The organism is Sphingorhabdus contaminans, assembly GCF_007280415.1.
GTDB classification, from domain to species: domain Bacteria; phylum Pseudomonadota; class Alphaproteobacteria; order Sphingomonadales; family Sphingomonadaceae; genus Sphingorhabdus_B; species Sphingorhabdus_B contaminans.
Genome location: NZ_VKKU01000001.1, coordinates 196,874 through 217,465, shown reverse-complemented (window position 1 = coordinate 217,465; position 20,592 = coordinate 196,874). Strand labels below are relative to the sequence as shown.

20 protein-coding genes are annotated in these 20,592 nt (G+C 56.1%); 6 read left to right on the top strand and 14 right to left on the bottom strand.

What is annotated here, in order from left to right; genetic code table 11:
* Positions 1–4: 4 nt before the first annotated feature.
* The 12 genes from xrtA to FOM92_RS01065 all read right to left on the bottom strand — a co-directional run bounded on the left by xrtA (position 5) and on the right by FOM92_RS01065 (position 13,266).
* On the bottom strand, positions 5–1,591 hold the full coding sequence (gene xrtA, locus FOM92_RS01120) for an exosortase A (RefSeq protein WP_143774945.1): 1,587 nt from the start codon (positions 1,589–1,591) through the stop codon (positions 5–7).
* Positions 1,588–2,799: a TIGR03087 family PEP-CTERM/XrtA system glycosyltransferase gene (locus tag FOM92_RS01115; RefSeq protein ID WP_246087111.1), complete on the bottom strand. Its 1,212-nt coding sequence runs from the start codon at positions 2,797–2,799 to the stop codon at positions 1,588–1,590. The genes xrtA and FOM92_RS01115 overlap by 4 nt, the downstream gene beginning before the upstream one ends.
* Positions 2,796–3,866, bottom strand: a complete 1,071-nt coding sequence (locus tag FOM92_RS01110) for a FemAB family XrtA/PEP-CTERM system-associated protein (protein ID WP_143774943.1) — start codon at positions 3,864–3,866, stop codon at positions 2,796–2,798. Before FOM92_RS01110 ends, FOM92_RS01115 begins: the two co-directional genes overlap by 4 nt.
* Complete coding sequence (locus FOM92_RS01105) at positions 3,863–4,711, bottom strand: XrtA system polysaccharide deacetylase (protein WP_143774942.1); 849 nt, start codon at positions 4,709–4,711, stop codon at positions 3,863–3,865. Before FOM92_RS01105 ends, FOM92_RS01110 begins: the two co-directional genes overlap by 4 nt.
* 40 nt (positions 4,712–4,751) lie before the next feature.
* Positions 4,752–5,894 carry an XrtA/PEP-CTERM system-associated ATPase gene (locus FOM92_RS01100; RefSeq protein WP_143774941.1) on the bottom strand — a complete coding sequence of 381 codons (1,143 nt, stop codon included), beginning with the start codon at positions 5,892–5,894 and terminating at the stop codon, positions 4,752–4,754.
* A gap of 11 nt (positions 5,895–5,905) precedes the next feature.
* On the bottom strand, positions 5,906–7,612 hold the full coding sequence (locus FOM92_RS01095) for a porin family protein (protein ID WP_143774940.1): 1,707 nt from the start codon (positions 7,610–7,612) through the stop codon (positions 5,906–5,908).
* The gene (locus FOM92_RS01090; RefSeq protein ID WP_143774939.1) at positions 7,612–8,565 is read right to left on the bottom strand and encodes an AAA family ATPase; all 954 of its coding nucleotides are present in this window, start codon (positions 8,563–8,565) and stop codon (positions 7,612–7,614) included. The genes FOM92_RS01095 and FOM92_RS01090 overlap by 1 nt, the downstream gene beginning before the upstream one ends.
* 13 nt (positions 8,566–8,578) lie before the next feature.
* On the bottom strand, positions 8,579–10,078 hold the full coding sequence (locus FOM92_RS01085; protein WP_143774938.1) for an XrtA system polysaccharide chain length determinant: 1,500 nt from the start codon (positions 10,076–10,078) through the stop codon (positions 8,579–8,581).
* 34 nt (positions 10,079–10,112) lie between these two features.
* A complete protein-coding gene (locus FOM92_RS01080) occupies positions 10,113–10,730 on the bottom strand; it encodes an XrtA/PEP-CTERM system exopolysaccharide export protein (protein WP_425473370.1) in 618 nt (205 codons plus the stop codon).
* A gap of 222 nt (positions 10,731–10,952) precedes the next feature.
* The gene (gene ada / locus FOM92_RS01075; RefSeq protein ID WP_143774936.1) at positions 10,953–11,987 is read right to left on the bottom strand and encodes a bifunctional DNA-binding transcriptional regulator/O6-methylguanine-DNA methyltransferase Ada; all 1,035 of its coding nucleotides are present in this window, start codon (positions 11,985–11,987) and stop codon (positions 10,953–10,955) included.
* 54 nt (positions 11,988–12,041) lie between these two features.
* Entirely contained in the window at positions 12,042–12,509 is a 468-nt protein-coding gene (locus FOM92_RS01070) for a DUF1203 domain-containing protein (RefSeq protein WP_143774935.1), read from the bottom strand.
* A 79-nt stretch (positions 12,510–12,588) separates the two neighbouring features.
* On the bottom strand, positions 12,589–13,266 hold the full coding sequence (locus tag FOM92_RS01065; protein WP_143774934.1) for a dienelactone hydrolase family protein: 678 nt from the start codon (positions 13,264–13,266) through the stop codon (positions 12,589–12,591).
* A 213-nt stretch (positions 13,267–13,479) separates the two neighbouring features.
* On the opposite strand from FOM92_RS01065, the gene FOM92_RS01060 reads away from it, so the two are divergent.
* From FOM92_RS01060 to FOM92_RS01030, 6 genes are all read left to right on the top strand, one after another.
* On the top strand, positions 13,480–14,046 hold the full coding sequence (locus tag FOM92_RS01060) for a F0F1 ATP synthase subunit delta (protein ID WP_143774933.1): 567 nt from the start codon (positions 13,480–13,482) through the stop codon (positions 14,044–14,046).
* Between the two features lie 9 nt (positions 14,047–14,055).
* A complete protein-coding gene (gene atpA / locus FOM92_RS01055) occupies positions 14,056–15,585 on the top strand; it encodes a F0F1 ATP synthase subunit alpha (protein WP_143774932.1) in 1,530 nt (509 codons plus the stop codon).
* 12 nt (positions 15,586–15,597) lie between these two features.
* A complete protein-coding gene (locus FOM92_RS01050; RefSeq protein ID WP_143774931.1) occupies positions 15,598–16,479 on the top strand; it encodes a F0F1 ATP synthase subunit gamma in 882 nt (293 codons plus the stop codon).
* A 27-nt stretch (positions 16,480–16,506) separates the two neighbouring features.
* Positions 16,507–18,111 (top strand): F0F1 ATP synthase subunit beta, encoded by a 1,605-nt coding sequence (atpD, locus tag FOM92_RS01040; RefSeq protein WP_246087110.1) that lies wholly within the window; start codon positions 16,507–16,509, stop codon positions 18,109–18,111.
* Positions 18,112–18,290: 179 nt separating this feature from the next.
* Positions 18,291–18,557, top strand: a complete 267-nt coding sequence (locus FOM92_RS01035; RefSeq protein WP_143774930.1) for an ATP synthase F1 subunit epsilon — start codon at positions 18,291–18,293, stop codon at positions 18,555–18,557.
* Between the two features lie 5 nt (positions 18,558–18,562).
* Positions 18,563–19,129 carry a hypothetical protein gene (locus tag FOM92_RS01030; RefSeq protein WP_143774929.1) on the top strand — a complete coding sequence of 189 codons (567 nt, stop codon included), beginning with the start codon at positions 18,563–18,565 and terminating at the stop codon, positions 19,127–19,129.
* A gap of 39 nt (positions 19,130–19,168) precedes the next feature.
* Here the strand turns inward: FOM92_RS01030 and FOM92_RS01025 are convergent, their stop codons facing one another.
* Positions 19,169–19,627, bottom strand: a complete 459-nt coding sequence (locus FOM92_RS01025) for a DUF6265 family protein (RefSeq protein WP_246087109.1) — start codon at positions 19,625–19,627, stop codon at positions 19,169–19,171.
* A 12-nt stretch (positions 19,628–19,639) separates the two neighbouring features.
* Positions 19,640–20,521: a DMT family transporter gene (locus FOM92_RS01020; RefSeq protein WP_143774928.1), complete on the bottom strand. Its 882-nt coding sequence runs from the start codon at positions 20,519–20,521 to the stop codon at positions 19,640–19,642.
* Between the last annotated feature and the right edge of the window lie 71 nt (positions 20,522–20,592).

Genomic DNA, 20,592 nt, shown 5'->3' with positions numbered 1-20,592 from the left:
GTCCCTATCGCAAACCGGCGAAGCGGTCAGCCATTTTATTGATATCCCCCAAGGATTTGACAAAGGCGTCGATAGCGGGACGGGGGGACTGATTTCCGATCTGTTCGGATGATACAATGATTGCCACCGCTTGCTGGTCACCCGCCAGGAGACGGGCCTGCAATGTTGCCAATTTGATACGAGCCGCAGAGCCGCTCGTGACACCATTTACGCGGTAAAAGCTAACCACTTCGCGTGCAGCACCTTTGGTCTTTATACGCTCTGCCTTCCCGTTGCGTGGTGCCGGTGTATTTGCGGTCCAGGACCAGAATCCATCAGGATCAATGGCACCTTGGCCAAAGCCGACCAATTCGCGACCTTCGCTCTGCCGGTCATAGACGACTACGAACAGATCGGCCTCTTGCCCCGCCTCGTTACGATATCTGCCGGACAAATAATGGCTGCCACCAACGAACCGCGGGGTCCAGTGGACTGTGGGCGCATAAGGAACAATGTCCCAACCCTCTACCTGCGGCAATGCTATGCGTTCCGGCGTCGGTGAGAATTTGGTGGCACTGTAGGTGGACCATCCAAAAGGCAGGGCGGCAATCAACATGACAGCGACGGCGGCACGCAGATAAGTAGTGGATTGGCCGACAGGGGCCTGCAGCGCGGCCGGATCAAAGGCGGGTGCATCCGCCTTGCGATCGAAAAAGGGCCAGCCTGCAGCCATCACGAGCGCGATAACGATGCCGAAAAATATCCATCCGTAAAAGACATGGTCAAAATTGGATGCAAATTCATTGCTGCTGTGATGGGCAATATAGATGGTACCAAAAGCGCGAACGCCATTGGCCAGAATGGGCACGACAACACATGCCGCAAGAAAGGCTATACGCCGTGGCCATTGGTTGAAACACAAATTGGCAACCAAAACACCATAGGCAATCATTGCAATCAGGAATTTGACGCCCGAACATGCCTCGGCCACACGGAAATAGCCCGTGGGTGTTGTGATGAATATCCCGTCGATATGCGCAGGGATTCCTGTCCAGCCGAGCAGTATCATGCACATTTTTGCAGTCAGCGTTTGCAGTGCCGGCACGGCCTCTTCGCCAATGGGCACCAGAAAGAACATGTAGAAGAGCGGGAAGAGCAGACCCCGGGCGACGTTCGCACCCAGCACCGCAGCAACGCTGCCCTGCAGCATCATGATCAGGCCTAATTGCCGCGCGACCGCCAACCCTGCTGCATCGCCGAGCAGCCAGCCGCCTGCGCCTACGGCACCATAAAGCATAGCCGGTGTCCAAGGTTCCGGCTTCAACTGGACGAGCAATTCCCTGCGTTGCAGGACCAGCCAACCGAGAATTGGTACGATCAAAAGGCAATGATTGAAGGTGGAGCTGTTCCACCAAATGGCCACCATGTCCGCTGTGTCCCGCCAGAACAGCAGGAGCAGAGCACCCCAAATCGCCGCAAGAAACCTGAGCGGGCGATTCCATTGTTCGGTAAAATCAGCGGGCGCGAGGGAAACTACCTCTTCAGCCTCGACCGGAATGGGTTCTGGTTGAATGCCCTCTTCCGGTCCGTTTTGCGGCACAGCATCGCTCATTGCGGATCGTCCGTGACAAGGCCCATCAGGCGATCAAGAAGCGCCAATTGGCTGCGCCATCCATAATGGGCGATAACATGCATACGCGCGGCCTGTCCGATGGCAAGACCCGAACCGGGCTCAGCCAAGAGGGCGCAGACACGTGCGGCCTCCGCAGCAATATTTTCTTCCACGAAAAGATGTTGCCCATGTTCGGCATCAATGCCTTCCGCTGCGGCGGGCGAAGCTATGACAGGTTTCGCCATGGCCATCGCTTCGAGCACTTTGTTCTGGATACCCCTTGCAATCCGTAACGGAGCGACAATTACATCCGCGGCAGCAAGCCATGTCCGTACGTCATCTACGGCACCTGTGACCTGTACACCCGGCAACATGGACAAATCCGAAACGGCCTGCGTCGGATTGCGCCCTACAATGGCAAATGTAGCCTCGGGATGCTGGGCGCGGATCATGGGCATGGCATGGTGCGCAAAATCCGAAACGGCTTCGACATTTGGCCGGTAATCCATCTGGCCGGTAAAGACTATTAACGGATCGGGAAAAGGCGGATGCAGTTTGTTATACTGGCCGTCGGGATCGTAGAAGCCGGTGTCGATACCATTCCCCATGGCCATAACGGTGCTGGCACCGGTGCGATCCTGAAACAGTTTCGCCTCTGCCTCACTCACCAGCAAACTGGCATCTGCGCGCTGGGCTATTTCGCTTTCGAACCGCGCCAGAACGCGTCCTTCACGTCGGTTCACCCACCGCATCAAGCTGTGCCCTTCTCCAGCATAGCTTTCGAATTTGGCGCTATCGACGTCGACAAAGTCCATGATGAAACGACCGCGAAAATCCATGGGGACATATTGCGCCATTTGTCCGGAAAAGCAGAAGATATGGCTGACTACGCCGGACGCGATCCGTGCATTCACCCAGCTTTGTATGGATGGGCTGGCAAAACTTCGGACCGATATCGGTTGTCCGGTCAAGAGCCCCTCAATCCCTGCCTGCCATTGCGGCTTGCTGCGCAATTCGACATGGCGGGAGGCTACAAGTCCATCCATGGCCTCTGCAAAGCCCATATCGCGATCATCATCGGCAAAAGTCCCGACGTGCACCGGGGCCATTTCGCACAGCCGTTTCAATATGTGGTGCGAACGGATTTTATCGCCCCGATCGGCTGGCCAAGGTATGCGGTGGGCGAGAAAAAGGATCTCGCGCATCAACCTAATCCTTTGGCAATCCATGGCCCCAGAAAATTGGCTATAGGCAAAGGCAATTTTTGCCAGAGCGCAATCTGCGCCCGGTACTTTGGACTATTTGGATTGATGTCGCGCGGTTCCTGACCATCGGCGGTATGGATGGCATAGGCCATCGGTTCGGGCTCAAACCCCCAGTTTTTCTTGAAATGATAGGCTCCTGAATCTGTTTTTGACCTACCAAAATCGAAAGTGTCGCACCCACGTCCACGCGCGTGGTCCATGAGGGCAAAATACATGACGTCATTTGCCCGTAGCCGTCGCGCATCCCAGATACCGCCGCCCCAATAGGGCATGACAACGCCCTTATGATACAGACTAAAGACGCTGGCGACCGGCTGGCCTTCGTGCAGCACCGTTAGAATGTCAGCATTATCACCGAAACGCTGCAACACCTTTGCCATCAGGCTTTTGGGATAAACGGGCGTACCCAGATTGCGCACGCTCTGCGCGTAAACGCCATGATGCCATTCCAGATCCCGTTCTTCGCGCCCCGTAACAATGGTCAGCCCGTTTTCCAGACCTTTACGCACTTCGGCACGCTGTTTGCGCGGTATCGCCAAAAGCTCTGCCTCGCTATCTGTTTGCAGGGGTTTCAAGAAATTTGCGTGCGAATCCCGCTTTTCAATCCAGCCACGCCCGGGCATCGCCCCGCCGCGCAGTTCGACCGTCGGGCAGCTCCACCGTTCGGAAAGTTCACAGATTTGCCCTGCCAATCGCCGTGTGGCTGCATCGCTAACCGACAAAATGCCTCCGCCCACGGCAAAGGCAGAAGACACAAGTGCGCGCCCGAAAAGCGGTGAGTGAACGAGATGAAATGGCAGGATTGCCGCAATATCCCCTGCCCGCTCGGCAATCAGGCAATGTGCCTTTTGCCCGGTTGATTCCTCGATCGCCAATAGCCAGTCCGGCCTGTGAAAGGGCAATCCGAGTTCATGTGCCATTACCCAGGCATCAAGGCGCGCCAGCTCATCCGCCGCTCCAAGATCGGCCAGGCGCACCGTCATTCTGGACCGTAACAAAGGAGCGTTCATGCCGCGAGCCTTGCTTTTTCCCGCGCGACAATGCTGTCCAGTCGCTCCCACTGGAAATCTTGAGGCAAGCGCCGCAATTTGGCGGCCATCACATCCAGCTTGGTATAATGCCTTATCTTGGATTTCAGCGGGGCATTTGGAACCCGAGGCTGCTCAGGGTCGATTTCCCACGGGTGGAAATAGATAACTGCCGGCCGTCCATCGCGTTCATTGACCTGATGGATAGCCCAGCGCGAAAAGGCATAGGGTAAAAGACGGAAAAAGCCTCCGCCGCCCGCTGCCAGACGTTTTGGGCCCAGTTCGGCCGTGGTCACAGGAATTTCGAGAAAGTCACTCCCGGCGACGGGACGGAACGCAAAGCGTGGTGCCTCTGCCCAGCCATAATGGTCATGTTTGATCGGCGCGACGCTGGAGGAATAGGCGTAGCCCTGCTCGGCCAGAATCTCGTGCGCCCATGGCGTGCGCTGATCGATGGAAAAGCTGGGGGCACGATAGCCTGTGACGGCAACGCCTGCAGAATTCTCAATCAAATTACGCGACCGGACAAGGTCAGCGGCAAATTGTTCGGGGGTGAAGGTAAATACCCGGTCGTGGCCGTAACCATGGCTGGCAATCTCATGCCCGTTTTCAACGATGCGACGGATCAGGGCGGGATAGCGTTCAGCCACCCATCCCAGCGTGAAGAAAGTTGCCTTTACACCTGCGTCGTCAAACAATTCCAATACAAGATCGGTATTGCGTTCGACCCTGCACTCCCGCGAATCCCAACTGTTCCGGTCGATGACGGTTTCAAACGCCCCGACCTGAAACCAGTCTTCAACATCCACGGAGAGCGCATTAAGCACAGACGGATAATCCCTTTAACAAGCGACATGCGCGTCGCGTTTAGGCTGCGCGATTATTCTGCATGAACCGCGCGTCGAGGCGTGTTTCCTTGTCCATCCAATCAATCATCATCGACAGCACGCGACGGAGCGCCGCCTCCTGTTCCGTCACACGTTGTTCCAGCAAAGCGATGCGGGCCGTCAGAGCCTCCAATTCCGCGCTGTTTGCAATGGACGGTGCCGGTTGAACGCTATTGGCAACCTGCTCGTACGTCTTTTCCTCGACCGGCACATCGGTCATGTCACTGGCTGCAGTGACGGCCGGAATCTCGACATCGCGGGAGTTGTCCTGAATGGGAGCATGGGTCGACATCGGCGCTTCATAAGCGAAAGGCTTACCAGCCATGTCCGCAATAACGGCGGCGACCATACGGCCATCCAAAACATCAACCTGTTCCACTGCGCCCATCAGCATGACCCTGTTCATCACCGTATTGAGCTTCCGCGGCACGCCCGCCGTTTCTGCATAAAGCGCGGCATATGCGTCGGCCGTCACTTCAGGCCGACCATTCCAGCCGGCACGCGAAAGGCGGTGCACGATATAGGGCTCGACTTCATTGGCATCCATCGGCTCAAGGTGGTGCGTCGCGATGACCCGCTGGCGAAGCTGTTCCAGTTCTGGAGCATCGCGGACCAGATCGCGGAATTCAGGTTGGCCGAGCAGGAAAATCTGCAGCAAAGCGGAGGAACCAAGCTGGAAATTGGACAGCATTCGAAGCTCTTCCAATGCATCCACCGAAAGATTCTGTGCTTCGTCCACTACCAGAAGACAACGGCGTCCTGCACGCGCCTCGGCATGCAGGAAGTTTTCGATGCTTTTAAGCGTAGCCGCCTTGTCTAGTCCGCGCGTATCAATGCCGAAGGATTCCGCCGTCATGTGGACCATATCCAGACCGTCGAGCTGGCTCGTAACAATCGTCGCCGCGGTCAGTCGCGCTTTATCGACACTCTGCATCAAATGGCTGACCAAGGTCGATTTGCCAGCGCCAACTTCACCGGTGATGACAATAAACCCCTCGCCCTGGGCAAGGCCATAGCCAAGATAGGACAAGGCTTTGCGATGCGTTGCGCTTTCGAAATAGAATTGCGGATCAGGGGTTAGCTGAAAAGGGCGGGAGGATAGATTGTAATATTGGTCGTACATCGTGATGCCCCTTAAAAACTATACCGCAGACCCAGCAGAGCCGACGCCGTCAGTTCGCTGTCGAAATCCTCTTGGCGATAGCTGTCGAGGCTGACCGCGGCCTTGGCAGAAAGTCCGCGAATAATCTGGCGGTAAAGCGCTGCATTTGCCCCAGTTTGCAGAACATCGTTAGCGCTTGCAAATCCTGAATCGAAATAACTTGCATAAATATTTGATTCAAATCGTGTTCGCTGGTCGATATTGGTTCCCAGATAGGCAGCGGCAAAGAAAAATTCATCGGTTACACCGTTCACCACGGCCTGCGCACCCAGGCTTGAGGCAATCGCCTTGCGCCGGTTGTAGCCGAGCGCCACGCCGGTATCCCAACCTCCGGTCGTACCGCTGAACGATGCCGTTACGCCCCGCTGGCGGAATGCTGCCGAAGAAGCGTTTTGCAACGCATCGTTCAGGCACAGTCCCCCGCTCTGGCCGAAGGCGCATCCGCCGATATCACCCGAAAGCGGATTACGCGTGGTCCTGAACTGGGTCGGCAATGCCGCAAGATTATCGTTCAGAAGGCTGCCAAAGCCGGTTACCGTGTCATAAACCGACACATTCACCGCCCAGTCGCGACCGGGCCGATAGCTGAGGCTGCCGATATAGATATCCGATCCATAACGCCGTCCATAACGCGCCTCGACCGACGTCCGTGGACTGGGGCGCCACAATACGCCCGCATCCCAAATCAGGCCATCGGTTTGATAGGCAATTAAACGGGGCGAGTTCGGGTCCTTGACGAGCCGTCCGTCCGAACCAACAATCGGGACGCCGCCTGCATCGCGCAGCGCATCACGTTCCGAGATCTCGATATCTTCATAACCGATCCCGCCGACAATCGCCAAGGTCGGCGAAACGGGAACTGTCACATCGCCGCGGACATATTTGCCGTCAAATCGGCCATCAAGCTGCCCTGCGTCTTCGCGTTGCCAGCTTCCGCTAATAGCCCAGCCGACCGGTAAAGGCCCCGGCTGCATCCCCACCGATGCCGTTGCCAGCTGACTGACACTGTCGTCGAACTGATCAAAACGCTGCTGTCCCGCGGGAAGCACAACATTATCTTTCGTCTCAACTTTCGTGTAGCCAGCCCGATAGGCGGCATTAATGCTGAGATCACCCGCCTGTGTGGCAAATGTAGGCCCGCCATAAACCGAATAGACTTGCGTGATATTGTCGGGATTACCAACAAGATTGACAGGTGCCGCACCACGGCCATCAACGCGTGACCGCGCAGCAACTGCGCCTGCCTCCAGACTGAGGTTCCGTGTGACCGCCAGAGAACCGCGCGCAAGACCTGTCACGATGTCCTGATCGTCAACGTCATTGTCATATCCAATCAGCCGCTCGTAACGAACGCTGACCTGACCTTCGGCACGGCGGGTCGACATGGATGCGTCCACACCCGCTGCAATCGTAGAATAGGTCAATACATCCCCGCCGTTTTTAAGGTCGGCGACCAAGACCTGCTGCGCCTCAATATAGGGTACGACTTCCAAACGGGGTTCGGCGCGCTTCTTGCCGCGTTTTTTGCTTACAGGTGCCGCATCGTCGGGCGCCTCATCGGAACTGGCATAGTTATCTTCGACCGGCGACCAGCTTGAATCAATCTGTTGTGCCAAGGCCGGTAACGGCGAGAGTGCGACCCCTGCCAGCAATGCAATCTTGAAAACAGGCATGTGCATTACGAAGCTCCATATCCGTAGTAATTGCCGAACTTGCGTCCGGTCGGGGAGAATTTGGTGCGGTTGAGCAAAAGCTGGATATGTTCACAGCCACTCAGAAGGCCGAGCGCGTCGCGCAGGGCGCTTTCGGTCGTCACATCCGCATGAACGACCATGAGGGTCTGCCCCACATGCAGTGCCAAAACCGAAGCCGGCGACGCAGCAAGTGCAGGCGGCGAGTCGAATATCAAAATTCGCGCCGGATCGTTCCGGGTTAGTTGATCGATGATTTCCGCCGTACGGGATGCGGCAAGATATTCGGTATCCTGATTGGTCTGGCTACCTGCCGGAAGAATCGAAAGGCCATCAATATCCGTTTGCAGGACGAGCGATTCCGCATCGCATTCAGGATCAGCCAAGGCGTCCATGAAACCACGATGTTTTTCGATGCCCAATGTTGAAAGAATGCTGGGCTTGGCAAAATCGGCATCGACCAGCAGGACGCGGTTATCCTTTTCGCTGGCCATCGACAGTGCCAGATTGATGGCACAGTAGGTTTTGCCTTCGTCGGGATTGGCGGAACAGATAAGGATGCGTTCACCATGGGGGAGTGCATCGAAACCCTTGCCACCACGCGCAGCGAGAAGAAGTTGCCGCTTTACGATACGGAATTCTTCAGAAAGACCAGTAACTGGGTCGTCCGGTACGATGAAATTATGCGCCGCCAACCGCTCACGGCTGATGGTTACTTGCGTGCGGCTAACAGGTGCTGCTGCCATGGCCGGCCGGACTGGCGCTATTACGGGAGCCTGCTCGGGAGCGTGCGTCTGCTCTGGTGCAACCGCCTGTATTTCGACCACTGGCGGAACGGCTGGTGCAGCAGCCCCGCCGCGCAGCGCCGCACCAAAGTCATAAAGCTCGGATGCCCGCTCCAGCAGCGAACCCGACGATTTGATTGAGCTATGCTTGTTCATGTCTTTTGCCCTCTCACGCCGTCAAACCGCGCTGGACAAATTCGGCGACCAGCAGCAGCGCAAAGACGCAGACAAGCCCGCCTGTGGCGCCGTAAAACAATTTCATCTTCTGTTTGCGCTGCGCCCGTTCCTCGCTGCTCAGCATTTGCGAAATCGAACCGATGACCGGAAGACCACTCGCCCGCTCCAGTTTGGCTGCGGTCGGGAAACTCGTCTGCAACTGGCCCAAGGCAAAAGCGGCGCCGACACCTGCACCAACACCGGCGATCAATACGGCGGCGAGCAACAGGGGGCGGTTGGGTGCGGCAGGAACGTTAGACAGCGATGGCTCCTTCACAACCCTGAACTGCACGGCATCGGTTTGCGTTTCGACCTGACCGCGCAAGCGGATTTGGTCACGTTCGGTAACCAGCTTGTCATATTGCGTTTTCAGCACTTCATAGTCGCGGTTGATGCGTTGATATTCGGCAGCAACACCCGGCTCGGCCGTTTGCTTTGCGGCCATTTGCGCCATATCGGATTGCAGGGCAGATTTGCGTGCTTGCAACGCGGTAACCGCCGCTTCGCGTTCGGCGCGCATCGATTGTAGTGAGCTATAGGCCGGATTGGGCGTTCTGTAACCGCCTGCCGCCGCATTGCCACCTTGCGCGCGCAGATTGGCAATCTGGTTGCGGATCGCCACCACATCAGGATGGCTGTCGGTAAAGCCGCGCGCCCGCATGGAAGCCAGCTCACCTTGTGCTTGGCCCAAAGCCGTTGGCGAACCGCCACCAGCAGATGGGGTGTTTAGTGTTGCAGGCGTTCCTGCCAGTTGCCCGTTTAGAGCCGCCAATGCGCTGCGGGCCTGGATCAGTTGGGAATCAATCTGACTTAACTCTGCTCGTGCTGCTTCCATGCGCTGCGACACCGAACCCACGCCGGGTAGCAAGCCTAGATTCTGGGTTTCATAAGCAACACGTTTGGCCTCGGCATCTGCCAGTTCCTTTTGCCGTCCTTCAATCTGGGCATCCAGAAAACGCAAAGTCTGGCTGGTCGTTTTGCGGTCCCCGGCAATATTATCTTCTTCGGCAACATCGATCAGCTTCTGCACCACGTCGCGCGCAAGCTTCCCACTCGGCAATTGTGCGCTGATTGCGAAGAAGTCGTCCTGCTCTGCCTTTACCTCGACATTGGCACGCAGGCTTTCTACCTTTGCCGCGAGTTCCTGGTCGGTTGCAATCGATGCACCAAGATCGGTTCCACGCACCACCTTCGCCAGATTTTCCGACGAAGTGAGCGTTTGTTCCAACTGCTGGATATTGCGACGCTGGTCCTGTGGTGTGATGCCAACCTGATCGGACAAGATCGATTGTGTGCGTACCTGGATCTGGGCCTTGGATTCATATTTGTTGGGGATCATCGCGATCACCAGCCAACCCAGAAGGCAGATTCCCCACGCAACGCCCAGCGCAAGCCAGCGGCGGTTCCACACGCTGTGCACAGCAATTCGAAATTCGTCGTAAAGGCTGTTCATGTCAGGGGATTGGCTTTCTTCGGTCCAACTATTTTCAGAACATGCTTTCGGGAATGATGATGACATCGCCCGGTTCGAGGAGAACATTTGCCTTGCTGTCGCCACGCTTCAGCAAGTCACCCAGTCGAAGAGAATACTCCTTCTGAACACCCGTGCCCTTATTGTGCCGGATCAAGCGGGCCTTGTTCCCGGCGGCATATTCCGACAGGCCGCCTACGGCGATCATGGCATCCAGCACGGTCATATTTGCCCGGTAAGGAATTGATGCAGGCTTTTCCGTGGCGCCCACAATGCGCACCTGCTGGGATGTGGTTCCGGCAAATTCATTGACGATGACCGATACAATGGGATCGTTGATATATTGGGAGAGCTGCAGCTTGATATCCTGCGCCAGCATGGTTGGCGTTTTGCCAACAGCAGGCATATCCGTAATCAGCGGAGTGGTTATCCGTCCATCAGGTCGGACCTGCACCTTCGCACCCAGCTCCGGGTTCCGCCATACAAAAACCGTTAACTGGTCCAGCGGACCAATCATGTAATCTTCACCCGGACCTTCGCGAACCGAAACAGTCGGCGCCTGGGGCAACTCCGGGCCGCCAGCCATAGAACTGCATCCCGTCACCACCGTGGCCGTTGCGCCTAGCGCCAGCATCAGTCTGATTTTCAACGCGTTCTTCATCGCCAGTCCTTCTGAACCTGCGACGAATCAGACAGTCACGCCCCCATTGACGGACCTGCAACTCTCGCAGAATGGACTGTGCTATGGACAAAAAGGGTGAACAGACCGTTAGTATTAACCAAAATTTTGGCGCAAATTCAGCGCGGTCCCGTTTCGGGACATAGCGCCAACCATCTGTTTACATGTAAAATAACGTCACATCTTGCGTTCGGCGTTAAGCAATTTCTCCTTGCGCTCAAGACCATAGGCATATCCCCCCAGACTACCGTCGGTGCGGATCACCCGATGGCATGGAATGAGAACAGCGACATTATTCGCGCCATTGGCACTTCCGGCGGCGCGAACGGCCTTGGGTTTCCCAACCGCCGCGGCGATCTCGGCATAAGTGCGGGTTTCACCCGGCGGAATACGTTGCAATTCCTTCCACACGGCCTGCTGGAAAACTGTTCCGGCGATATCAAGCGGTAGATCCGGCATATTCGCAGGATTTTCGACCGCCGCGATCGCGCCGTTGACGAGGTCTGTCAACGCCTCGCCGCCCTGCTCGATTGTCGCGGCAGGAAAGCGTCGTTGAAGCTCAGTTTCATCTTCATCGAAGGAGAGGCGGCATATCCCTTTATCTGTCGCGGCGACCAGCATGGTTCCGAGCGATGTCTCTACAACCGCCCATCGGATCACCGCCCCGGCCCCGCCATTTTTCCATGCACTCGGTGTCATTCCCAATCGTCCTTTTGTTGCCGCGTAAAAGCGGCTCGGTCCGGAATATCCGGCATCATATATCGCATCTGTCACCCGGTCATTGGAAGCGAGCGCCTGTTCGGCGCGTCCTGCCCGTAACCCCCGCGCATATTGGGCAGGCGTTACGCCTGTCGCACGCTTGAACAAACGATGAAAATGATGGGGTGCATAGCCGACAGCAGCGGCAAGTTCTTCCAAACTTATCGGCTCTTCGCGTGCCAGCAGCTTGAGGGCGTTCACCACAGCAACCTCGTCCCGCGCAATATCGTCGGGTCGACAGCGTAAACATGCCCGGAATCCGGCTTCTTTCGCTTCTGCGGCCGTCGCATAAAAGCGCACATTTTCACGCTTGGGATGCCGTACCGGACAGCTCGGCTTGCAATAAATTCCTGTCGTTTTGACCGCGCCAACAAACTGGCCGTCATAAGACCGATCGCGTGCAAGAAATGTTCTCCAGGCAAAGTCTGGGTCGATGGCAAGTGCATCAGCCATTTTCGAAACGCCTCCAGTTCGCGACCAGGCTTAACAACAGGAAAGAGGTCATACTCAAGCCCTCTCGATACGCGCCGAAAAACAACCATGCGCGGCATTATGCGCATGAATATAGGCGATCTCCTGTTGGGTAAAAAGCGCACGGATTTTGTCGTCCGCCTCACCCGGCATTGCAAGAGCGGCATTACGAAGCATGCCGCCGGCATCGAAAGCCCGTAACGCCATCGGACGGCCGTCGAAGACGGGGGGTGTTTTATCGACAAATTCCGCCGCTTTGCGAGCGGCCTTGCGAACATAGATTGCATAAGCCGACCGATAGGGGGTCGCCACATCATGGCTGATATGATTGAGCAAAATCAGTTCCTCGCCTGCCTTTGCATCTTCGAGGCTGATGCGGCAAGGCCAGCCTCTATCGGCAGCAGCAGTAACGCGAATTGCACCATGTTCCGCTAGCGCGTCATCCTGCATTTCAAACAAATGTGCGAATGGTTCATGATCCAGTCCGATAATTCTATAGCTCATATTCCGGCTCCTTGTTCAATGAACCCAGAATAGAAGCCCTATAAACCCGGTGCTTCCCGAAACTTGCTTTCAAAGCAGATCAACCGCCACACGCCTTAAAAAGAGCTAAAGTCCGTTCGCGCGCAAGTTCCGCACTTGGTTCGTGATAATCTTTACGTCGGTCCGAATTGAAACCATGATTAGCATCATAAACAAAAATCTGCGCCGTCGGGTGATTTTTGGCGATTAATGCTTCGACCCCTTCCATAGGGATACCCTGATCATAGCGGCCGAAATGGGCGATAGTGGCGCATTTCGGCGTCTTGTCGGCATAGAGAGTAGGGATGAGACTGCCATAGTAGCAGGATGCTGCGGCCAGATCGTCACTTATGCCAGCCATGGCCCAGGCAACAGAGCCGCCATAACAATAACCGGTAATGAAGACCGGCCCTTTATCTTTTAATGCGTCAATGCAAACCTGCGCGTCATCCAGGCTTTTGACAAAAGGATGCAGTTCCCGCGCCAATTGCACGGCCCGCTCAAAATCGGGTCCAGTATATTCCGCCTCAAATCCCGGATGCTCCCGATCAAAGATCGATGGAGACAATACCTCATATCCGTCGGCTGCATATTCGTCGCACAATTCGCGAATATGGTCCGTAACGCCAAATATCTCTTGAACAAGAACCAGACCGCCGCGCCGCTCGCCTTCCGGTTCGGCATGGTAGACGGCAATTTCTACGCCGTCGTCCATGGCCATGCGAATCATTTTGCCCATAGGGTACTCCTCTTCTTCGCCTACATTGCGCATCGGGCATGCCGTTGAAAAGAGGGAGACGCGCCGAACCGCACCGAAGACAAGGAGTTTCTGGAAATCCCCATCTTGCATCGCAGCAAAACCCCTGCTAGGCGCGCGTCGACTTCAGTGAAAGGGTAACCTTTCGGCCCGGTCAGCACATTTCTTCAGTCTCACATTCGAGGACTTTCACGCGTGGATCATTCCGGCGGCACATCTGCTAATATACAGGCCAGTTTAGCTGGGCGTTACGCTACTGCGTTGTTTGAACTGGCACGCGATTCCAAGGCGATTGATGCCGTCGAGAAAAGCATGTCGGCAGTGGCCAAAGCGGTGGGCGAATCGGCAGACCTGAAAGCGCTGACTTCCAACCCAGTTCTGACACGCGCCGATGCCAAAAAGGCTATTGCTGCCGTTGCCAAGGCAATGAAGCTGGATCCGTTGTCGGCAAAGACACTGGGCGTGCTGGCCGAAAACCGTCGGCTCGGCGAAACGGTTTCCGTCGCCCGCGCTTACACCGCCCTTGCCGCTGCGCATCGCGGCGAAGTAACCGCCGAAGTAACCTCGGCCCACACGCTCACCGCCGCGCAAATGAAGGCGCTGTCGGCAAAGCTCAAGGCCCGCGTCGGTAGCGACGTTGCCATTCAAACCAAGGTCGATCCCTCCCTTTTGGGTGGCATGACTGTCCGTATCGGCAGCCAGATGATCGATAATAGTATCAAAACCCGTCTCAACACCCTCGCAGCTGCGATGAAAGGCTAAGTACAGATCATGGATATCCGTGCCGCAGAAATTTCAAAGGTCATTAAGGACCAGATCGCCAATTTCGGCACCGAAGCAAAGGTTTCGGAAGTAGGCAGCGTGCTGTCCGTGGGTGACGGTATTGCCCGTATCCACGGCCTCGACAATGTGCAGGCTGGTGAGATGGTTGAATTCTCTAACGGAATTCAGGGCATGGCGCTGAACCTCGAAGCCGACAATGTCGGTGTCGTTATCTTTGGTTCGGACAGCGAAATTCGTGAAGGCGACGTCGTTAAGCGGACCGGTACGATTGTGGACGTTCCCGTCGGTAAGGAACTGCTCGGTCGCGTTGTAGACGGCCTCGGCAATCCGATTGACGGCAAAGGCCCGCTGAAAACGACCCAGCGCAGCCGCGTTGAAGTCAAGGCGCCCGGCATCATCCCGCGCCAGTCGGTTAACGAACCGGTGCAAACTGGTCTTAAGGCGCTTGACGCTCTGGTACCTGTGGGCCGTGGACAGCGCGAACTTATCATTGGCGACCGTCAGACCGGCAAGACCGCCGTTGCCATCGACACCTTCATCAACCAGAAGGAAGTCAACAAGGGCACAGATGAATCGAAGAAGCTGTACTGCATCTATGTTGCTGTTGGCCAAAAGCGTTCGACCGTTGCCCAGATCGTCCGGGCATTGGAAGAGCAAGGCGCGATGGAATATTCGATCGTTGTCGCAGCGACTGCATCCGAGCCTGCGCCGCTGCAGTATCTCGCACCCTATACCGGCGTGGCAATGGGTGAATATTTCCGCGACAACGGCATGCATGCCGTAATCGTGTATGACGATCTGTCGAAGCAAGCTGTGGCCTATCGTCAGATGTCGCTTCTGCTGCGTCGTCCTCCCGGCCGCGAAGCTTATCCCGGTGACGTTTTCTATCTGCACAGCCGCCTGCTTGAACGCGCTGCAAAAATGTCCGACGCCAATGGCGGCGGTTCGTTGACTGCATTGCCGATCATCGAAACGCAGGCCGGCGACGTTTCAGCTTACATTCCGACGAACGTGATCTCGATCACCGACGGCCAGATCTTCCTTGAAACCGACCTGTTCTTCCAGGGCATCCGCCCTGCTATTAACGTTGGTCTATCGGTTAGCCGCGTTGGCTCGGCCGCACAGACCAAGGCGATGAAGAAGGTGTCGGGGTCGATTAAGCTCGAACTCGCGCAATATCGCGAAATGGCTGCGTTCGCGCAATTTGGTTCGGACCTTGACGCATCGACTCAGAAGCTTCTGAACCGCGGTGCACGACTGACCGAGTTGTTGAAGCAGAAGCAGTTCAGCCCGCTTCCCTTCGAAGAGCAGACAGCCTCGATCTTCGCCGGCACCAATGGCTATCTGGACAATATCCCGGTATCCGAAGTGACCCGTTATGAAGAAGCGATGCTGGCCGATCTGCGCGCCAACCATGCTGACGTTCTGAAGGGCATCCGCGATAGCCGCGACTTCAGCGATGACAGCAAGAAAGCGCTGGTTGCTGCACTCGACAAGTTCACGAAAAACTTCGCATAATCGGAAACCAGAATGGCGAGCCTTAAGGCCCTTAAAATCCGGATCAACTCGGTCAAATCGACCCAGAAGATCACCAAGGCGATGAAGATGGTCGCTGCGGCCAAGCTGCGCCGTGCGCAGGATGCGGCCGAAGCGTCACGTCCCTATGCCGAGCGGCTGGAATCGGTCGTTTCGAGCATCGCATCGAAGGTGACGGTTGGTCCGCAATCGCCCAAATTGCTGGCTGGTTCGGGCAAGGATGATGTTCACCTTCTTGTCGTCGCCACCTCCGACAAGGGTTTGGCCGGTGCTTTCAACACCAATATTGTCCGCCTCGCCCGCCGCAAGGCTGAAGAATTGAAGGCCGCGGGCAAGACGGTCAAATTCTACACCATCGGCAAGAAGGGCAAAGACCAGCTTGGCCGCAGCTTCCGCAGCGATATCATCCATAGTATTGAACCGGGTGATCTGGGCAAGTTGAGCTTCGCCGATGTCCAAGTCTGGGCAGAAGACCTTACTGCCCGGTTCGAAGCCGGCGAATTTGATGTCGCGCACCTGCTGTTTTCGAAATTTGTGACGGTCCTGACACAGGAACCTACCGCGATCCAGTTGATGCCGGTATCTGTTGCTGCTCCGGACGGCGGGGCTTCCGGTGCGTCTGCGTCGGTCGAATATGAACCGGACGAGGAAGAAATTCTCGCCGACCTGCTGCCGCGTAATGTGGCTGTCCAGTTGCTTCGCGCAAATCGCGAAAATGCGGCGTCGGAACAGGGTTCCAAAATGACCGCCATGGACAACGCAACACGCAACGCGGGCGAAATGATCAATAAACTGACGATCCAGTACAACCGGACGCGTCAGGCAGCGATTACCACCGAACTCATTGAAATCATCGCGGGCGCAGAAGCGCTCTAACGACATCCCAAGGCAAGGAAGAAGCAAATGGCAACCGCCCCGAAGAAAACCGCCGCTCCGAAGGCCGCAGCACCGAAGGCAGCAGCTCCTAAAGCCGCCGCTGCAAAGGCTCCCGCAGCCAAGGCTGCTGCCACAAAGACTGCTGCACCGAAAGCTGCCGCAAAGGCAACTTCCAGCGCAACAAAGACGAACATTGCTGGCGCTACCGGTCGTATCAGTCAGGTCATCGGCGCTGTTGTCGACGTAACCTTTACCGGCACCCTGCCCGCTATTCTTTCCGCACTGGAAACGGACAATAACGGCAACCGCCTTGTCCTCGAAGTTGCGCAGCATCTCGGCGAGAACACGGTTCGTACAATCGCTATGGACGCGACCGAAGGTTTGACCCGCGGTCAGCCTGTTCGCGACACCGGTGCACAGATTTCGGTTCCTGTTGGCCCGAAGACTCTTGGTCGAATCATGAACGTTATCGGCGAACCGATCGACGAACGTGGCCCCGTTGGCGCGGCTCAGGTTGCACCTATCCACGCAGAAGCTCCGTTGTTCACGGACCAGTCGACCGAAGCCGAGATTCTGGTGACGGGCATCAAGGTTATCGACCTGCTCGCTCCCTATGCAAAGGGTGGCAAGATCGGTCTGTTCGGCGGCGCAGGCGTGGGCAAGACCGTTCTTATTCAGGAACTGATCAACAACATCGCAAAAGGCCATGGCGGCGTGTCCGTATTCGCTGGCGTGGGTGAGCGTACCCGCGAAGGTAATGACCTTTATCACGAATTCCTTGACGCTGGCGTTATTGCCAAAGACGCCGACGGTAATCCGACCCCTGATGGTTCAAAGGTTGCTCTGGTGTTCGGCCAGATGAACGAACCTCCTGGCGCACGTGCACGCGTTGCCTTGTCGGGTCTGACAATGGCGGAATATTTCCGTGACCAGGAAGGTCAGGACGTTTTGTTCTTCGTCGACAACATCTTCCGCTTCACGCAGGCAGGCTCCGAAGTGTCGGCGCTTCTCGGCCGTATTCCTTCGGCTGTGGGTTATCAGCCAACCTTGGCAACCGACATGGGTCAGTTGCAGGAACGCATTACCTCGACCACCAAGGGTTCCATTACCTCGGTTCAGGCCATTTACGTTCCTGCAGACGACTTGACCGACCCTGCACCGGCAACATCGTTCGCTCACTTGGATGCAACGACAACGTTGAACCGCGCCATTTCGGAACTCGGTATTTATCCCGCTGTGGACCCGCTTGACTCGGTCAGCCGCGTTTTGACACCTGCGGTTGTCGGACAAGAGCATTATGACACCGCCCGCCGCGTTCAGGAAACGCTGCAGAAGTACAAGTCGCTCCAGGACATCATCGCGATTCTGGGCATGGACGAACTGTCGGAAGACGATAAATTGACCGTGACCCGCGCACGCAAGATCCAGCGCTTCCTGTCGCAGCCCTTCCACGTGGCCGAAGTTTTCACCGGCATCCCCGGCAAGTTTGTTCAGGTCGAAGACACAGTTAAATCGTTCAAGGCAGTCGTCGACGGCGAATATGACCACCTTCCCGAAGCAGCCTTCTACATGGTTGGTGGCATCGAGGAAGCAGTTGCCAAGGCAGCCAAGCTGGCGGCCGAAGCGGCTTAAACACCTCTTCCCGCTGGGATAAGGACAGAAAGCCTTGGCTGCCTAGCAGCTTTGGCAAAGTTGGATGAGGGGTACTGCCCCGGTATAGGGAAAGCCCCTCACCCAGCTACGACTAGGCAGCGAGCTGCCAAGTCTTCATAATCCTCTCCCGATGGAGAGGGGAAGATTGGGAAAAGCAGATGGCACTCAAATTTGAACTCGTAACCCCAGAGAAGCTTTATCGCTCGGACGACGTCTATATGGTCGTGGTCCCCGGCACAGAAGGCGATTTTGGCGTGCTTGAAGGCCACAGCCCCATGATGAGCACGTTGCGCAGCGATGCTGCCCTAGAAATCTATGCTTCGCAAGGGGCGACCCCTGAAAAGCTCACCGTTGCAGGCGGCTTTGCTGAAGTGAACGAAAAAGGCCTGACCGTCCTCGCCGAACAGGTGGTTGAGGCCGCATAGATCTGATGCTGGCCAGCTTTTTTCTGGCGCCAGCCCTAGCTGTTCAGGCACCTCTCCCCTTTAAAGAACGAGTTGCGGAAGTTAGTGGCCGCATCGAGCTCGGGTTCAAACTATGCGCAAAACATATTTTGCGTGACGGAATTCTCTCGGCTGACCATAGCGATCAGTTGGCAGAGCTCGGCGCGCGCATGGTCGAAGGCGTTCCACAAGACGTAAGGGATAATTCGGCTCCTTTGTTTCCTGAAAATCCGCTCTTTGCGAAGATCGGTGACGGAGGGAGTACTGTTTTCGTTGTAACCGCCGTCGATTCAACGGCTTGCCGGGTGGTGGTGTCGGACACCGATGCTGCACTCAATGCACGGCTCGAATTCGTCGACCGCCTGCGCGCGACATCATCATGGATCTATGACACGCGGCGATCAGGCACGGCGAATGGTTATATGAAGGACGAACTGGTAATCAAATCAGGACATATGATCACCATCGTCAACGGCCCACAGATGACCCGGGATGAAGGTCGGGGAATTCAAGTTTTCGTCACCGTAGCGTTGATACCCAAGTCAACGCCATGACGGAGTCAGATCAGCGCTTCTTCGACGATTTTATTCCAGTTACTGACCCATCATCCTATACTCGAAATCGACGGGCTTGCTGCCATCTATCAAGCTAATTTGCGCCTTTAACAGCTTGCCTTCGCGCCAATAGCGAATGCGTTGCGGATAATCATGTCCGGCATTTTCGAATATGATTTCCTCTGCTGATTTCCGTGTTGCCGCAAACCGAACCGGTTTCTGATCGGCCGAGATTGCCCAGAATACCAAACTCCCGTCAGCCTCCCGGACTATACGCATATGCTCCCAGAATTGGAGCGTATCGCCCTTCCCCGACCGACTTGCGCCAATCATCAGACCTGCGCGTGGTGGAGTCCAATATTCGTCGGCCCAATTATCACCATCTTCGCGCGCCCATGCTCCGGTCATCCAACCGGGTAGCTCCGCTTCTTCCGCGATGGCGGAGTTGATAGGTGCAAGCATCAGCAGCACCAAAGCCAATCCAATACGCATTTGCATCACGTCCCTCCTTTAGGAAGGCTTTTGATGCCACAAGTACAACCCTGCGCCAATGATGATTGCCGACCCCAACAAAGATGTCAGGTCTGGCCAGTCGCCGAACAACAGGATCCCAAGTGCCATTGCAATCAACAACTGGGCATAAGTCATCGGTGCAATCTCGGCGGCGGATGCACGCGTCGTGCCCATGAAAATCAGCCAATGTGCAAAGCTTGCCGAGACGGCAACAATGCAGGCCCGCGCGACGACTGTCCAATCAGGCACCCCGACATGAAGCGGTTCAAAGCCGGAAAAATGTCCGATGATGGCCGCGCCCAATACGAAAGGTACCGCGATGGACGCCACCAGAAATTGCATCAATAAAGGAGAGCCTTGTCCAGCGACCGCCCTGTTTCCCATCATCATAAGTGACATACATATCGCGGCAGCAAGCGGCATCAGCGCGACCCAGCCAAGTGCAGCGACATTCGGACGCAAGATGATGAGCACCCCTGCAAAGGCAATCAGCGACGCGAACCAGGTGGCCTTGCTCGTGCGTTCTTTCAGAAAAAGAGCGCTCAGCAACGCTGTGATCATAGGCGTTGTAAATCCGATAGCCGTGGCTTCAGCCAAAGGCATGAGGAAAATAGATGAAAAGAAAAGGATGGTTGCCGCCGCAACGGCAGCGCCGCGCATTAACTGTATGCGTGGATTAGGCAGCGCAAAGCCACGCCGGCCTTCTTTTATCAGCAAGAACATTCCTAACCCTGTTGCGCCGACCGAATAACGCAAGGCTGCAACAGCCGTGCCCGGCCACGCGCCAGCGATCGATTTGATCACGGCGTCCCCACAGGACAATAACGCAAAGCCACAAAGAGCGAAAAGAAGGCCTGATCTGGCCGAATGAGTATGCACGGAAATTTCCCTAAACTGGGTGCCGCCTTAATGTGCATCGATAGCATTGGAAAGGGCAATGAAAGGACGAA

Bases quoted from the DNA above. Each gene is read 5' to 3' on its own strand.
- xrtA (WP_143774945.1), bottom strand. From the start codon at position 1,591: ATGAGCGATGCTGTGCCGCAAAACGGACCGGAAGAGGGCATTCAACCA.
- FOM92_RS01110 (WP_143774943.1), bottom strand. From the start codon at position 3,866: ATGAACGCTCCTTTGTTACGGTCCAGAATGACGGTGCGCCTGGCCGAT.
- FOM92_RS01100 (WP_143774941.1), bottom strand. From the start codon at position 5,894: ATGTACGACCAATATTACAATCTATCCTCCCGCCCTTTTCAGCTAACC.
- FOM92_RS01095 (WP_143774940.1), bottom strand. From the start codon at position 7,612: ATGCACATGCCTGTTTTCAAGATTGCATTGCTGGCAGGGGTCGCACTC.
- FOM92_RS01090 (WP_143774939.1), bottom strand. From the start codon at position 8,565: ATGAACAAGCATAGCTCAATCAAATCGTCGGGTTCGCTGCTGGAGCGG.
- FOM92_RS01085 (WP_143774938.1), bottom strand. From the start codon at position 10,078: ATGAACAGCCTTTACGACGAATTTCGAATTGCTGTGCACAGCGTGTGG.
- FOM92_RS01080 (WP_425473370.1), bottom strand. From the start codon at position 10,730: ATGCTGGCGCTAGGCGCAACGGCCACGGTGGTGACGGGATGCAGTTCT.
- ada (WP_143774936.1), bottom strand. From the start codon at position 11,987: ATGGCTGATGCACTTGCCATCGACCCAGACTTTGCCTGGAGAACATTT.
- FOM92_RS01070 (WP_143774935.1), bottom strand. From the start codon at position 12,509: ATGAGCTATAGAATTATCGGACTGGATCATGAACCATTCGCACATTTG.
- FOM92_RS01065 (WP_143774934.1), bottom strand. From the start codon at position 13,266: ATGGGCAAAATGATTCGCATGGCCATGGACGACGGCGTAGAAATTGCC.
- atpA (WP_143774932.1), top strand. From the start codon at position 14,056: ATGGATATCCGTGCCGCAGAAATTTCAAAGGTCATTAAGGACCAGATC.
- FOM92_RS01050 (WP_143774931.1), top strand. From the start codon at position 15,598: ATGGCGAGCCTTAAGGCCCTTAAAATCCGGATCAACTCGGTCAAATCG.
- atpD (WP_246087110.1), top strand. From the start codon at position 16,507: ATGGCAACCGCCCCGAAGAAAACCGCCGCTCCGAAGGCCGCAGCACCG.
- FOM92_RS01035 (WP_143774930.1), top strand. From the start codon at position 18,291: ATGGCACTCAAATTTGAACTCGTAACCCCAGAGAAGCTTTATCGCTCG.
- FOM92_RS01030 (WP_143774929.1), top strand. From the start codon at position 18,563: ATGCTGGCCAGCTTTTTTCTGGCGCCAGCCCTAGCTGTTCAGGCACCT.
- FOM92_RS01025 (WP_246087109.1), bottom strand. From the start codon at position 19,627: ATGCAAATGCGTATTGGATTGGCTTTGGTGCTGCTGATGCTTGCACCT.